Raw genomic sequence first — 14,683 nt, 5'->3', positions numbered from 1 at the left:
CCGTTGATGCTAGCAACGGGGCTTGTCCGGGCAAAGCCGGGGAGGTGGTGCTTATCAGAACTTGTAGGACACGCCCACTTCGTAACGACGACCGTAGTTCTCCCAGGTCAACACCTGACGCGGGTCGTGGTTCTGGTAGGTGACGAACTTCTCGTTGGACAGGTTCGAGCCCTGCAGCAGGAAGGTCATGCCCTTCATCGGACCGCTCTGCAGCGTGTAGCTGATCTGCGCATCGTAGGTGCTGCCACCCTTGATGGTCTGTTCGATACGCGACGCGCTGATGCCGTAGACGCGGCCCAGGAAGCTGCTGCGGTAGTTCTGGCTCACGCGGGCCTGGAAGCCGCTGTGTTCGTAGTAGATCGTATTGTTGACCACATGCTCGGACAGGCCCGGCACCGTGATCGGATTGGGGTTGCCGTCGTACACGATCGAGCTCTTGGTCAGATTGCCGGAGAAGATCACGCCGAAACCGTCGAGCGCTGGCGTGAACAGGCCCAGCGGCGTGTTCAGCACACCCTGCACGCCCTTCACGTAGCCGCGGCCGCTGTTGGTCGGCACCGTGGCGATACCCGTCTGCGAACCTAGCTGCTGTTGCTGAGCCGGCGTCAGGTAGGAATCCACGAACTGCGAGAAGTTCGTCAGCACGGAGGTCGACGGATTGATGTAATCGCTCAGCTTGAGGAAGTAGCCCGACAGCGACATATAGCCCTTGCTGTCGCCAAAATAGTGCTCGATGCTCAAGTTGTAGTTCTGCGCCATCGACGGCAACAGCTTCGGATTGCCGGCATTGCTGCTGAAGTACGCGTTGTTCGGATCGCTCGACGCCAGGTTGCTGTTGTTGGTGTTGATCGCGAAGCTGGCGTTCATCTGATCCATGCGCGGACGCGCCATGGTACGCGCGGCGCCGAAGCGCACGTCAGTGGTGTCGGTCAGACCGAGCACCAGGTTCAAGCTCGGCAGGTAGCGCGTGTAGGACGTGCCGCCGGACACCGGGATGACCACCGTTTCGCCCACGTACGAGCTGCCGGCCGCGACGCGACCGCCGTCGGAATCCTGCGTCGTGTGCGCGACCTGGATGCCGAAGTTGCCGCGCAGCGGGAAGTTGCCGAGCTGCGTGTCCAGGTTGAACTGCACGTACGGCGTGGTGTCCTTCTCGTGCACCTTCCAGTTCGGCGGCATCGGCAGACTGGACTGGTAGACCGGAACCTGATCGTAGGTGCCGTTCTTGATCAGCTCAATCGGATCGTAGATCGGCAGCGGGCCGACGCCCATGAAGCCGAGCTGGTTGGCGGCGAACGCGTCCGAAGGCATCGGCAGCGTCTGCGCACCCCACGGCGAGGTGGTGTACGTCATGTCGCCGTTGTTGGGTACCAGGAAGCGCTGCTGGATGTTGAAGCTCTTGTTGCGGGTTTCGCGGTCGATGCCGAACTTCACGCTGGCGATCGGGCCTTCGACGAAGCTGCGCTCGGCGCTGAGGCGCAGGTCGGCGATACGGTCGACTACATGCGGTGCATTGACGAAGCCGGCCTGCACCAGACCGCTGCCGCCGCCCCAACCCTGCGGGTCGGTCAGCACGACTTGGCTCGGGCTGTAGTCGAGCGCGTTGTTCAGCTGCCACAGGCCGCCGCTGCCCTGGTTGAAGTTCAGGGTGTCGAACGGACCGTTGTCGGCGCCGTAAGCCGTGCCGGCATAGCTTTCGATGAAGGCGTCACGACGATCGGCATGCGAGACGCTGGCGTCCGCTTCGACCGACCAGTCTTCGTTGATGCGCCACTTGTTGTTCCAGCCGACGTTGTAGACCTTCGACAGCGAGCGGTTGTAGTCGTTGCGGATGACCGGCTTGACGTGCGAGAACGTGCCGCTGGTGATCAGGCCGTCCTGCACGGTGTAGCCCGGATCGAGCTGGGCGTTGCCCCAGGCCAGAGGGAACTCGATGCCCTTGGACTGCTGACGGTCGTGGAAGCGGTCGTAGGTCATGTCCAGCGTGCTGGTAAAGTTCTCGCTGGGCTGGAACTGCAATGTGGCCAGCACGCCGGTGCGCTTGAACAGGTCCGAAGTAGCGTAGTTCTTGGAACCGCCGATTAGCCCGTTACCGCCCGCGGCCGAATTATCGGTCGGGTAGCCCCAGGGTGCCTGGTGCTGAATCTGGGTCGGGTTGGACTCCATGTCGATACCGAGCGTCACGCCGAAGGTGCGATCGGCGAACTGGTGAACCCACACGCCGTTGACCTTGTACCCCTTGTCGCTGACGCCATTGCCCGGAGCAACCTGTTTCAGGCTGTTCCAGATGTAGCTGGCGTTGAACGCGGCGATCGGCTTGTCCTGTTCGAGCGGACGGATGGTGTGCATGTCCACCGTGCCGGCCATGCCCTGTCCGATCAGGCCCGCCGCGGGGCTCAGATGCACCTGCACGCTGTTGAACCAGCTGGCCGGATACTGATCGAACTGCACGCCGCGGTTGTTGCCGGTGCTGACCTGCTGGCGACCGTTGACCAACGCCGTGCTGAAGTCCGGACCGAGGCCGTGGATGGTCAGCACCTGCGGGCGGCCGTTCAGGCGCTGCACCGCGAGGCCGGGCAGACGGCCCAGCGAGTCGGCGATGGAGGTGCCGGGAAGCTTGCCGATCTGTTCGGCGGAGACCGCCTCGACGATCACATCCGAGTTGCGCTGCGTGGCGATGGAGTTCTGCACGCTGCTGGCAAAGCCGGTGACTTCGACGGCGCTCAGCTTGGTCGCCTCGGCGCGCTTCTTCTGGTCTTTCTTGTCGGCCTTCTTGGTGGTGTTCTGGTTTGCCTGGCCGTTGTCAGCCTGGGTGGCCGGCTGCGCTGCATAAGCGCCGGTGGCGGTCATCAGCATGGCCGACGCCAGCGCGGCGCTCAGCAGATTGCGCTTGAGAATCATCTTGGTTGTCCTCCCCGAATGGATCGCGTCTCTAGGAAATCGTGTCGCCGATGCCTCGTGCGGCGATCGGAGACGACAAACGTTCGAGCCTTGTCACGGCCGCGTAACATTTTCTCGATGGTAGCTCCGCCCCGATCCTCGACGGTGCGTTCTGCATACGTATTCATGCATCCCCGAAAGCGCGTGTGCGGGCGGAAAATCGGGCGTGAAGCCCGTGCGAAGCGCCGTATGGCCGGGCTTCGAGGGGGCTTTGCAGCGCGAAGACCGTGTTGTGACAGCCGGGATGAATACGTATGCAAGGTCATCGGCTAGGCACCCGGTGCGCAGTTAAGCTTGGAGCGTATCGCTGTCTGGCAGCGTCGATGCCGATGTCGGCGCGGGGGAACAGTGACCGGGGTTTTTCAATGAATGCATTACCGTGGTGGCGCGGAGCCGTCATCTATCAGATTTATCCGCGCAGCTTCCTGGACACGAACGGCGACGGCATCGGCGACCTGCCGGGCATCGTCGAGCGCCTGGATTACGTGGCGGGGCTGGGCGTGGATGCGATCTGGATCGCGCCGTTCTTCACTTCGCCGATGGCCGACTTCGGCTACGACATCGCCGACTATCGCGACGTCGATCCGATGTTCGGCACGCTGGAAGATTTCGATCGTCTGCTGGCCGAGGCGCACAAGCGCGGGCTGAAGGTGATGATCGATCAGGTGCTCAGCCATACTTCGATCGAGCATGCCTGGTTCCGCGAGAGCCGGCAGAGCCGCGACAACGACAAGGCCGACTGGTACGTCTGGGCCGACGCCAAGCCCGACGGCACGGCGCCCAACAACTGGATGTCGATCTTCGGCGGTCCGGCGTGGCGCTGGGAGCCGCGGCGAGGCCAGTACTACCTGCATAACTTCTTGGCCGATCAGCCGGACCTGAACTTCCACAACCCGCGCGTGCGCGACGCAGTGTTGGACAATGTGCGTTTCTGGCTCGACCGCGGCGTCGACGGGTTTCGCCTGGATTCGATCAACTTCTGCTACCACGACGCGCAGCTGCGGGACAATCCGGCCAAGCCGCCGCAGGAACGCGTCGGCCGCGGCTTCCGCCCGGACAATCCGTACGCGTTCCAGTACCACTACTACAACAACACGCAGCCCGAGAACCTGACGTTTCTGGATCGGTTGCGCGCCCTGCTGGACGAATACGACGACTCGGCCGCGCTGGGCGAGATTTCCTCCGAGGATTCGCTGGCGACCCTGGGCGAATACACCAACGGCAAGCGTCTGCACATGGGTTACAGCTTCGAGCTGCTGACCGAGGATTTCAACGCCGCGCACATCCGCACGACGGTGCGCAATCTCGAAGCGCACATGCCCGACGGCTGGCCGTGCTGGGCCATTTCCAACCACGACGTCGAGCGCGTGGTCACGCGCTGGGGCGGGACGGATGCGCCGCCGCACCTGGCCAATCAGCTGACGGCGCTGGTGTGTTCGCTGCGCGGCTCGGTGTGCGTCTACCAGGGCGAGGAACTGGGCCTGGGCGAAGCCGAGGTGCCCTACGAGCAGCTGCAGGATCCGTACGGCATCACGTTCTGGCCCAACTTCAAGGGTCGCGACGGCTGCCGCACGCCGATGCCCTGGGGTGAGGGCGAGCACGCCGGTTTCAGCGACGCCACGCCGTGGCTGCCGGTGCCGGAGGCGCATCGCGCGTTGGCGGTGTCGGGCCAGGAGCGCGACGCCGACTCCATGCTGCATGGCTTCCGCGCCTTCATGGCCTGGCGCCGCACGCAGCCCGCGCTGCGCTGGGGCGACATCCGCATGCTCGACAGCGACGAGCCCCTGCTGGCGTTCACGCGCAGCTTCGAGGGCGAGACCGTGCTGGCCTGCTTCAACCTGTCGGATCGTCCGCTGGACGTCGCCGCGCCGGTGGATGCGCCGCTCGAAGCGATGCACGCGGCGCGTCTGGTGCAGGGCGAGATCGTGGACGGCCGCCTGCGGCTGCCGTCCTACGGTGCGCTGTTCGCGAAGATGAAGCGCTGACGGCGCGCGTCAGAGCTTGCGGTCGCCGACCAGCACCACGTCGGCGCCGCGGCGCGCGAACAGTCCCACGCTGACCACGCCGGCGATCTGGTTCAGTTCGCTCTCCAGCGCCACCGGATCGGTGATGCGCCAGCCGTGCACGTCGAGAATCCAGTTGCCGTTGTCGGTGACGGTGCCGTCGCGCCAGACCGGATGACCGTCGAGCTTGCTGATCTGGCGGGCGACGTGGCTGCGCGCCATCGGGATCACCTCGATCGGCAGCGGGAAGTTGCCCAGCACGTCGACCTGCTTGCTGGCATCGATGATGCACACGAACTGGCGCGAAGCCGCGGCGACGATCTTCTCGCGCGTCAGCGCCGCACCGCCGCCCTTGATCAGGCGCTTGTGCGGGTCGCACTCGTCGGCGCCATCCACGTACAGGTCCAGCGGGCCGGCGGCGTTGAGGTCGAGCACCTCGATGCCGTGCCGCTTCAGCTGCGCGGTGGACTGCTCCGAACTGGACACCGCGCCGCGGATGCGATCCTTGATGTTGGCCAGGGCGTCGATGAAGAAGGCCACGGTCGAACCGGTGCCGACGCCGACGACGCTGTCGTCCTCGACGTAGGCGATGGCGGCTTCGCCGGCCAGGCGTTTTTGGTTGGCTTGGGTCATGGTGAATCCGGGAAACGGGGTCGAGGCCAGGTCGTCAAAGCATACTCGTTCGTCATCCCGGCGAAAGCCGGAGCCCAGTGCCTTTGCTGCCAATCGAGTCGCTGGGTCCCGGCTTTCGCCGGGATGACGGTGTTTCGGGATCATTCGACATCTTCCACGGATGCCGTGATGGTGAACAGCGGGTGGACTGTTTCCACCGCGGATCGGACTATGTCGCCAGGCTCAGAATGTGCTTCCAGTGCGCGGCGTCGACCGGCATCACCGAGAGCCGGTTGCCCTTGCGCACCAGCGGCATGCCTTCCAGGGCCGGATCGTCCTTCAGTTCGGCCAGCGAAATGGTGCGCTTCAGGCGCTTGACGAAGGCGATGTCGACGAGCACCCAGCGCGGATTGTCGCGCGCGCTCTTGGCATCGAAATAGTGGCTCTTGGGGTCGAACTGGGTCGGGTCCGGATACGGCTTGCTGGCGACCTTGGCGATGCCGACGATGCCCGGCACGTCGCAGTTGGAATGGTAGAAGAACACCTTGTCGCCGACGCGCATGTCGTCGCGCATGAAGTTGCGCGCCTGATAGTTGCGCACGCCGTCCCAGGGCTCGCTGCCCTTGCGCTCGAGGTCGTCGAGCGAGAACGTGTCGGGTTCGGATTTCATCAGCCAGTAGTTCATGACGTTCCGTGGTGGTCGTTGCAGTCGATGAGTGCTTGATCGGTGGCGACGATGTCCAGGCGCACGTCCCACTCCGCCGGTGTGATCGCATCGCATTGCTGGAAAGCGTAGCCGATCCCGATCAGCAGCGGGCGGGCCGGTCGCGGCTGGTCGCGTAGGAAGGCGAAGTGGGCGTCGTAGAAGCCGCCGCCGTAGCCGAGGCGGTGGCCGCGTGGATCGAAGGCCAGCAGCGGCACCAGCACGGCGTCCAGTTCGCGCCCTTCGAGCATGCCTTCGCGGGTCGTCGGTTCCGGAATGCCGAAGCGGTTGGGTTCGACCTCGTCCCCCAGCTTCCAGGGCGCGAAGCCCATGCGCCGGCCGCTTTCGATGCGCGGCAGATACAACGACTGGCCGCGCAGGGCCGCCGCGGCCAGCACCAGGTTCAGCGGCAGTTCGCCGTCGCAGGCCCAGTAGCCGGCCACGCGCGGTGCATCGACCAAGGCGGGCAGGGCGTCCAGCTGTCGCCGCAGCTCCTGCGCGGCGCGCATGCGTTCCTGCGGGCCGAGCGTGCGGCGCCGTTCGGCCATGCGGCGGCGGAGCGCGGTGCGCGGGTCGTCCAGGTCGGTCACGGGCGGGATTCCTGTCGGGAGCGCATACAGAAACGGCCCCGTCGGGGCCGTTCTGCGGAATGAGGGGTGTTCTCCACAATGCCGATGCGCTTCGAACGACCTTGATCCGGAAGGATCAGGTGGGAGGGCGCAGATGGCGTTTCAGGCTTTCCGTACGCGACGGACATGCTCACCGGCCACCTTGTTGCCGACCCAGGTCGAAAGTTAGGAACAAGGCAAATGTAACGAAACGCTGTCGTACACCGCAGGGAACACCTTGGCGACTATTCTAGCGCGCCGACGCGGATGCGTCAGCGGTTCGGTGTGGAAAAGTTCAGGTACGCGACGAGGTCGCGCGTTCCAGGGCGCCTTCCAGCTTGCGGCGCAGGGTCTCGATGCCCTCGCCGAAGACGCGCTGTTCGCTTTCGTGGCGCTGCCGGGTTTCCAGCAGTTCGTGGGTGACGCTGAGGGCGGTCAGCACCGCCAGGCGGTCGAAGCCCGGGCTGCGCGCATTGGCGCGAAATTCACGCATCTTGCTGTCGAGGTAGCTGGCGGCGGCCAGCAGTCCTGCACGTTCCTCCGGCTCGCAGGCGACCAGGAACTCGCGGTCGTTGAGTCGGATCGTGATCGGTTCGGACATGGGGTCAGGGTCTCGTGGATGCTGCTGGTGTGCTGTTTCGCAAGAATCGCTCAGTCGGCGCGCGCGGATGTTCATGGCAGGCAAGGGCACATCGCGAAAAACGCTGCATGTGCGTCTGGAGCCTTGCGGGACAGGACACGGTGTTCAACCCGAGCTTTCCAGGGATTTCAGGCGCTGGATCATGGCTTCGACGCGGCTGCGCGCCTGCTCGTTGCGCGCCAGCAGTCCGGCGCGTTCGGTGGCCAGCTGTTCCTGGCTGTGGCGCAGGCTGCGGTTTTCCTCGTCCATGCGCTGCACGGTCTGCAGCAGCTGATCGAGGGTGGCGTTCAGCGCGGCGAGTTCGGCTTGGAGTGGATCGTTCGGATTCATGCGGGCACGTGTGAACGAGCGGTCATGGTGAGCTTTTTCGCATCTCGCGGGGTCCCGACGCAAGTCCGGCGTGTCACGAGGTGCGCGATGAGCTTGGGCGCAGGGCCTGGCGGCGACGTTCGTGTTCGACGCAGAACGGCAGGCAGGCGTCGGCTTCCAGCGGCGGCGAGAGCCAGTTGCCCTGCATCAGATCGCAGTCGTGCGCTTGCAGGTATTCGGCCTGCTCGGCGCTTTCCACGCCCTCGGCGACGACTTGCAGACCCAACGAGTGCGCCATGGTGATGATGGTGGCGGTGATGGCCTCGTCGTCGGGGTCGGTGGTGATGTCGCCGACGAAGGCCTGGTCGATCTTCAGCACCGTCAGCGGCAGGCGCTTGAGGTAAGCCAGCGAGGAGTAGCCGGTACCGAAATCGTCGATCGCCAGGCTGACGCCGATGGCGCGCAGTTCGCCCAGCGTGCGCATGGACTGCTCGACGTTGGCCATGACCGTGCTTTCGGTCAGTTCCAGTTCCAGGCATTCCGGCGGCACGCGGTGTTCCTGCAGCGTGTGCTGCAGGCGCTTGGCCAGTCCGCTGCGCTGCAGCTGGACCATGGACAGGTTCACCGCCATCGTCAGCTTGTTCTGACCGGCCTCGCGCCAGGCTTGCAGATCCTGGCAGGCGCGTTCGAGGACGAACTGGCCGATCTTCATGATCATGCCGGTTTCCTCGGCCAGCGGGATGAAGATGCCGGGACCGACCTCGCCGAGTTCGGCGCTGTGCCAGCGCACCAGCGCCTCGAAGCCGATCAGTTCGTGATCGTCGAGCGCCATCTTCGGCTGATACACCACGCGCATCTCGTCGCGTTCCAGCGCGCGGCGCAGGGCGCCGGCCATGGTCGCGCGCAGGCGGGCGTCGGCGTCCATCGTGTCGTTGTAGATCATCCACGTGTTGCGGCCGTGTTCCTTGGCCTGGTACATCGCCGTGTCGGCATGCTTGAGCAGTTCGTTCGGCACTTCGCCGTGGTCCGGATACAGCGAGATGCCGATGGACGGCGAGATCAGCACTTCCTGATGCGGGTCCAGCACCAGGGCCTCGTTGAAGGCGCTGATGATCTTGTGCGCCACGCCGATGACCTCGCCGGAACCGCCGATGTCTTCCAGCACCAGGGTGAATTCGTCGCCGCCGACGCGGGCGACGGTGTCCTGCTCGCGCACGCACTGGCGCAGGCGCGCGCCGGCGGCCTTGAGCAGGCGGTCGCCGGTGGTGTGGCCCATCGAGTCATTGATGTGCTTGAAGCGGTCCAGGTCGACGTACAGCACCGCCAGGCGCTGGCTGCTGCGTCGCGCGCGCAGGATCGAATCGCCCAGGCGCTCGCCCAGCAGCGTGCGGTTGGGCAGGCCGGTGAGCATGTCGTAGTTGGCCAGGTAGCGCAGTTCCTGCTCGGCGCGCTTGCGGTCGGTGATGTCGGTCATCACGCAGACGTAGTGCGTGCGGGTGCCGTGCGCGTTGCAGACTTCGCGCAGTTCGACCCAGCACAGGAAGTCGCTGCCGTTCTTGCGCCGCTGCCACAGTTCGCCGCGCCAGTGGCCGTGGCTCTGCAGCTCGCGGCGCATGTGCGTGTAGATGCTGTCCGGTTGCTGGTTGCAGTTGAGCAGCGAGGCGTCGCGCCCGCGGACTTCGCTGTCGCTGTAGCCGCTCATGCGGGTGAAGGCGGCGTTGACGGAGGTGAACTTGAAGTCGAGGTCGGACACGGTCACCGCCTCGCTCATGCTGCGGATCACTTCCGCGGCGATGCGCCGGTCGCGATCCTCGCTGCGCATGCGGGTGATGTTGCGCACGGTGCCGGAGATGCGCGTGGCTCGGCCCTCGACGTCTTGTTCGACGATCTTTCCGCGTCCCAGCACCCAGATCCACTGGCCCTGCGTGGTCTTGAGGCGATACTCGGATTCGAAGTGATCGACGTCGCCGTTGAGGCAGGCGGCGATCTCCTTGCGCACGTGCGGCAGGTCCTGCGGATGCAGCACGTAATTGCACCAGTCGTCGAAATCGATCTCGGTCGGCGTGCCCTCGCCGAGCAGTTGCTCGGCGCCGAGGCGGTACATGCGCCCGCGGTTCAGGTCCAGATCCCAGAACTCGTCGCCGGAACCCCACAGCGCCATGCTTAGGCGGCTTTCGCGCTGGCGCAGCTGGTCCTGGTGGTAGCGCTCGCGTGCACGGCGCGCACGGAAGGCCAGGTACAGCGCCAGCAGCAGCATGACGCCGAGCGCGATGTACAGCGCGTACATGCCGCGCGAAGCCCACCAGGGTGGAATGACGACCAGCTCGACGCTGTGCGCCGTGGTACTGAAGCGGCCGTCGTGGTTGCTGCCGCGCACCTCGAATCGGTAGCGCCCGGCGGGAAGGTTGGTGTAGGTCGCGCTGTGCCGTGTGCCGTCGTCGATCCAGTCCTTGTCGAAGCCGAGCAGGCGATGCTGGAAGTGGTTCTGCTTCGGTGCGGCAAAGTCCATCGCGGCGAATTCAAAACGGATGGCGCGCGCCGACTGTGGCATGCGCACGCGGCCGTTCACCGGCAACACGGAATGGTTGTCGGCGCCGATCTGGATGCTGGTGAGATTGACCGCCGGCTGGAAGTCGCCGGGTTTCACGCGGTCGGGGCTGACCTTGTCGAAGCCGTTCACGCCACCGAACACCAGTTCGCCGTCGCGCATCTTCAGGCACGCACCGGAGTTGTACTCCATGCCCTGCAGGCCGTCCTGCGCGCTGAAGGCGGTGATCTTCCCGCTCGACGGATCCATGCGCACCACGCCGCGGTTGGTGCTCATCCACAGCGTGCGTTCATCGTCCTCGCGCAGGCAGTAGATGGTGCCGTCGGGCAGGCCGTCGCGGCTGGTGAAGCGCTGGAAGTGCGCGCCGGCGTCGTCCAGCGACTTCAGGCGATCGAGTCCGGACTGGGTGCCGACCCACAGCGAGCCGACACTGTCGGTGAACAGGCTCATCACCACATGGCTGCTGAGGCTGTCGTTCACGCCGGGCTGCTCGTAGAACGTGCGCATGCGGTCCTTGCGCGGGTCGTACACGCTGAGACCGGTGCTGGTGCCGATCCAGATGCGTCCCTCGGCATCCTGCGCGAGCGCGAGAATGATGCCCGCCGCGAGGCTTTCCGGATCGTCGTCGCGGTGTTCGAGGTGCTGCACGCGCTTACCGTCCCGGTAGCGGTATACGCCGCTGCCGTCGTACATGCCGACCCACAGCGAGCCGCTGCGGTCGAGCAGCAGGCTGCGGCTGGGGCGTGGACTCCCGCTCTGCGTGAGCAGCGCCGGATCGAGCAGATGCGCGCTGTGTTTGTCCGCATCCATCACCATGACGCCGCGGTCGCTGGCGATCCAGTAGTGGTCGTTGTCGCGGGCCAGCGCGTAGACGGTGATTTGCGGCATCGCCTCCTTCGGCAACGCGCGCAGCAAGATGGGCGTGAGGCTCTCGAAGCGATCGGTCTGGAAGTCGTACAGACTGAGGCCGCCGCCCGCGAGTCCGAGCCACAGCTTGCCGTCCCTATCCTCGTACAGGGCGCGCACGTTGTTGGAGACGAAGGGGTTGTCCGTCGGTGAGCGCTCGTCGCGGATGAAATGAAAGGGCGCGCCGTCGGGGTCGAAATAGGCTGCGCCGTTGGTGACGCCACCGGTCCAGATCAGGCCCGAGCGATCGACGTAGAACTGTTGCACGTCGTCGTCCGGAAGACTGCCCTGGATGCCGGGGTGCGGGCGCAGGACTTCCGGGTGCTGCTCGTCGGCGTCCAGACGCAGCAGACCGACCGATTCGATGGCGGCCCAGATGCGTCCGGCGTGGTCTTCGACCAGGGCGTTGATCACGGTCTTGTCGTTGGCCGGTTGTCCTTCCTGCGGCCAGATGCGCGTGGTCGCGCCGTCGTTCGGATGCAGCACGTAGACGCCGCTGTCGGCACCCAGCAGCAGCCGGCCGTTGCGGCGGCACAACAGGGTGCGCGCATCGTTGCGCTGGATGCGCACCACGCGAGTGTGCGCGGCGTCCGCGCCCAGCACGATCAACTCGCGCCCGTGCAGGCCGTAGAAGGGGCCGTCGGAGCCGCATTCGGTGAGCGTGGTCTTGCTGCTGAGGCTGCTCGAATGCAGCGTTTTCCACAGCACCTTGGCCTGTTTCAGCGAAGGATCGACGGCAACGATGGCATCGCGTTCGGCGACCAGCAGCCGCTTGCCGTCGCCGCCGGCGAGCGAGGTGATGCCGCTGAGTCGCCGCGACCAGTCGCCCGGCACCGGCAGTACGCGGTCGTGATCGGGATCGAACAGCACCAGTCCGCCGACCTTGCTGGCGACCCAAAGGTGCCCCTGGCCGTCGCTGGCCAGGGCGCTGATGACGTTGTCGGGCAGGCTGTCGGTGCGGCTGGCGTCGTGGTGGAAACGCTTCAGCTCATAGCCGTCGTAGCGGTGCAGGCCTCCCTGCGTGCCCAGCCAGATGTAGCCCTTGTCGCCCTGGATGATGGCGCCGACGGTATTCTGGGCCATGCCTTGTTCGGCGCCGATGTGGCCGAAGTAATACGTGCGTACGTGGGCGCTGGCCGAGGGAGCGTCCAGGCTGGCCAGGAGTGCGCCGATGCAGAACAGCAAGTGCATGGCCAGGCGCACAGGATTTCCGCAACGGCAACGCGCTGCGACGATGTGCAGTGCGTGGCTGCGGCGAACCGCCGAGCGACCTGCCAAGCTTGCGGACATCATGTCACCTGTGCAGATGGATTTCAGCGGGACGCGTTCGCATGGGTCCCCGCGGATGAAGCCCCCCTGTTGCAGTGTAGGCAATCGCCGTTATGGGTGCCAGAATGAATTGGTACACATCTTCGCAACCGTCTTTGCTGGCATGAACGTGACTTACGCCGAACTCGAATCCGATCTCGCCCGCGCCCATGTCGGCGTGGACGCGAGCGAGCTGCACGGCTCCCTGACCGGGTACCTCTGCGGCGGCGGCCGGGCCGCTCCCGGCGGCGTGCTGCAGGCGCTGGAGCTGGACGTCGAGGACGCCACGGCGCGGGCGCCGTTCGATGACCGGGTGCAAGCGCTTTACCGCGACTGCCGCGCCGCACTGGACGACGCGCAGATGGGCTTCGAGCCGCTGCTTCCGGACAGCGAGCGCCCGCTGGCCGAACGCGCCGAGGCGCTGGTGGAATGGTGTCGCGGTTTCCTCGGCGGGTTCGGCCTGGCCGGCGCTCAGCGGACGCAGGAGCTGTCGGCCGACGGCAGCGAGATCCTGCGCGATCTCGGCACCATCGCCGGTTCCGAACTGAGTTTCGAGGGCGACGAGGACGACGAGCGTTCGCTGATGGAAATCAGCGAGTTCGTGCGTGTCGGTGCGCTGGTGCTGCATGCCGAGGTGGCCGGCACGCGCGCATCCGGCGCACCGCAGGCGGGTGGAAGCGTGCACTGAGATGGACGCACGCACCCAGCGCCCATCGCCCAAGGCCGTTGCCCCGACGATGACCGCCAAGGAGTTCGCCCGTCGGCGTCGCCAACTGATGCATCTGGCGGGCGAGGATGCCGCCCTGCTGATCGCCGCCGCGCCCGAACGCATGCGCAGCGCGGATGCCGCCTGGCCGTACCGGCAGGATTCCGATTTCCATTACCTGACCGGCTTCCCCGAGCCGCATGCCGTGCTGGCGCTGCTGCCGGGGCGCGACGCGGCCGAGTCGATTCTGTTCTGCCGCGAACGCGATGCCGAGCGCGAACGCATGGACGGGCCGCGCCTGGGCACCGAAGGCGCGGTCGAGGTCTGTGGCGTGGACGACGCGTTTCCCATCGACGACATCGACGACATCCTGCCCGGCATGCTGGAAGGGCGCGCCCGCGTGTACTGCCATTTCGGCCAGGAACCCGAATTCGATGCCCGCCTGCTGGCCTGGATGCGACGCCTGCGCGCGCTGCGTGGCGGCGGCGTGGTGCCCAAGGAGTTCCTGGCGTTGGGCTATCTGCTGCACGACATGCGGCTGTACAAGTCGGCGGCGGAGATCAAGCTGATGCGGCGCGCGGCCAAGGTGTCGGTCGCGGCGCACCGGGCCGCGATGCGCTGCGTGCGTCCGGGCGTGGCCGAATACGAGGTCGAGGCCGAGTTGCTGCGCACGATGCGTGCGCAGGGCGCGGTGTCGGCGTACATGCCCAGCGTGGCCGGCGGCGTCAACGCCTGCATCATGCACTACAACGCCAACCGCGCTTTGCTGCGCGACGGCGATCTGCTGCTGATCGATGCCGGCGCCGAGGTCGATTGCTACGCCGCCGACATCACCCGCACGTTCCCGGTCAACGGTCGCTTCACGCGCGACCAGCGAGCGCTGTACGAGGTGGTGCTGGCCGCGCAGGAGGCCGCGATCGAGCAGGTGCGGCCGGGCCGGCCGTTCAGCGCCGCGCACGACGCCGCGGTGGAAGTCATCGCCGAGGGGCTGCGCGCGTTGAAACTGCTGCGCGGCAGTGTCGCGAAGATCCTCGAGGACGGCAGCTACCGGCGCTATTTTCCGCACAAGACCGGGCACTGGCTCGGTCTCGACGTGCACGACGTCGGCGACTACCGCATCGACGGCGAACCGCGCGTGCTGGAACCGGGCATGGTGGTGACGGTGGAGCCGGGCGTGTACATCCCGCCCGACGCCGACGGTCCGGCCGCGCGCTGGGCCGGCACCGGCATCCGCATCGAAGACGATGTGCTGGTCGGACGCGACGGTCCGCAGGTGCTGACCGAGGGCGTGCCCAAGCAGGTCGAAGCGATCGAGGCGTGGATGTCCGCGCGCTGAGGCCGCTTGCGTCGCCGCCCGGCGCGGTGGTGGCGCCGGGCGGGAATTCCGAGATTGGGGCGGA

10 protein-coding genes and 1 other RNA gene are annotated in these 14,683 nt (G+C 66.1%); 3 read left to right on the top strand and 8 right to left on the bottom strand.

The genetic code is table 11. The features are described from left to right. Positions 1–54: 54 nt before the first annotated feature. On the bottom strand, positions 55–2,901 hold the full coding sequence (locus LF63_RS13170) for a TonB-dependent receptor (RefSeq protein WP_043102514.1): 2,847 nt from the start codon (positions 2,899–2,901) through the stop codon (positions 55–57). Between the two features lie 404 nt (positions 2,902–3,305). On the opposite strand from LF63_RS13170, the gene LF63_RS13165 reads away from it, so the two are divergent. Further along, positions 3,306–4,925 (top strand): alpha-glucosidase family protein, encoded by a 1,620-nt coding sequence (locus LF63_RS13165; RefSeq protein ID WP_043102512.1) that lies wholly within the window; start codon positions 3,306–3,308, stop codon positions 4,923–4,925. Positions 4,926–4,934: 9 nt separating this feature from the next. Here LF63_RS13165 and rpiA read toward each other — a convergent pair whose 3' ends face one another. The 7 genes from rpiA to LF63_RS13135 all read right to left on the bottom strand — a co-directional run bounded on the left by rpiA (position 4,935) and on the right by LF63_RS13135 (position 12,472). Further along, positions 4,935–5,576 carry a ribose-5-phosphate isomerase RpiA gene (gene rpiA, locus LF63_RS13160; RefSeq protein ID WP_043102510.1) on the bottom strand — a complete coding sequence of 214 codons (642 nt, stop codon included), beginning with the start codon at positions 5,574–5,576 and terminating at the stop codon, positions 4,935–4,937. A gap of 208 nt (positions 5,577–5,784) precedes the next feature. Continuing rightward, a complete protein-coding gene (locus LF63_RS13155) occupies positions 5,785–6,240 on the bottom strand; it encodes an EVE domain-containing protein (RefSeq protein WP_043102508.1) in 456 nt (151 codons plus the stop codon). After that, positions 6,237–6,848, bottom strand: a complete 612-nt coding sequence (locus LF63_RS13150; RefSeq protein WP_235205331.1) for a 5-formyltetrahydrofolate cyclo-ligase — start codon at positions 6,846–6,848, stop codon at positions 6,237–6,239. Before LF63_RS13150 ends, LF63_RS13155 begins: the two co-directional genes overlap by 4 nt. 66 nt (positions 6,849–6,914) lie before the next feature. Continuing rightward, a non-coding RNA gene (gene ssrS / locus LF63_RS15600) (6S RNA) lies at positions 6,915–7,102 on the bottom strand. A 59-nt stretch (positions 7,103–7,161) separates the two neighbouring features. Next, positions 7,162–7,467, bottom strand: a complete 306-nt coding sequence (locus tag LF63_RS13145) for a cell division protein ZapA (RefSeq protein WP_043102506.1) — start codon at positions 7,465–7,467, stop codon at positions 7,162–7,164. Positions 7,468–7,611: 144 nt separating this feature from the next. Further along, positions 7,612–7,836, bottom strand: a complete 225-nt coding sequence (locus LF63_RS13140) for a TIGR02449 family protein (RefSeq protein WP_043102503.1) — start codon at positions 7,834–7,836, stop codon at positions 7,612–7,614. A gap of 73 nt (positions 7,837–7,909) precedes the next feature. Further along, positions 7,910–12,472, bottom strand: coding sequence for an EAL domain-containing protein (locus tag LF63_RS13135; RefSeq protein ID WP_043102501.1), 4,563 nt, complete (start codon positions 12,470–12,472; stop codon positions 7,910–7,912). Between the two features lie 229 nt (positions 12,473–12,701). Here LF63_RS13135 and LF63_RS13130 point away from each other — a divergent pair, with 229 nt between their 5' ends. Both LF63_RS13130 and LF63_RS13125 read left to right on the top strand, forming a co-directional pair. Next, entirely contained in the window at positions 12,702–13,265 is a 564-nt protein-coding gene (locus LF63_RS13130) for a UPF0149 family protein (RefSeq protein ID WP_043102499.1), read from the top strand. Position 13,266: 1 nt separating this feature from the next. Beyond that, complete coding sequence (locus LF63_RS13125) at positions 13,267–14,619, top strand: aminopeptidase P N-terminal domain-containing protein (protein WP_043102496.1); 1,353 nt, start codon at positions 13,267–13,269, stop codon at positions 14,617–14,619. The last annotated feature ends 64 nt before the right edge of the window (positions 14,620–14,683 follow it).

It is taken from the genome of Oleiagrimonas soli (assembly GCF_000761445.1).
GTDB lineage: Bacteria > Pseudomonadota > Gammaproteobacteria > Xanthomonadales > Rhodanobacteraceae > Oleiagrimonas > Oleiagrimonas soli.
The sequence above is the reverse complement of the archived record's forward strand: the minus strand, read 5'-3'. Positions and strand labels throughout refer to the sequence as shown.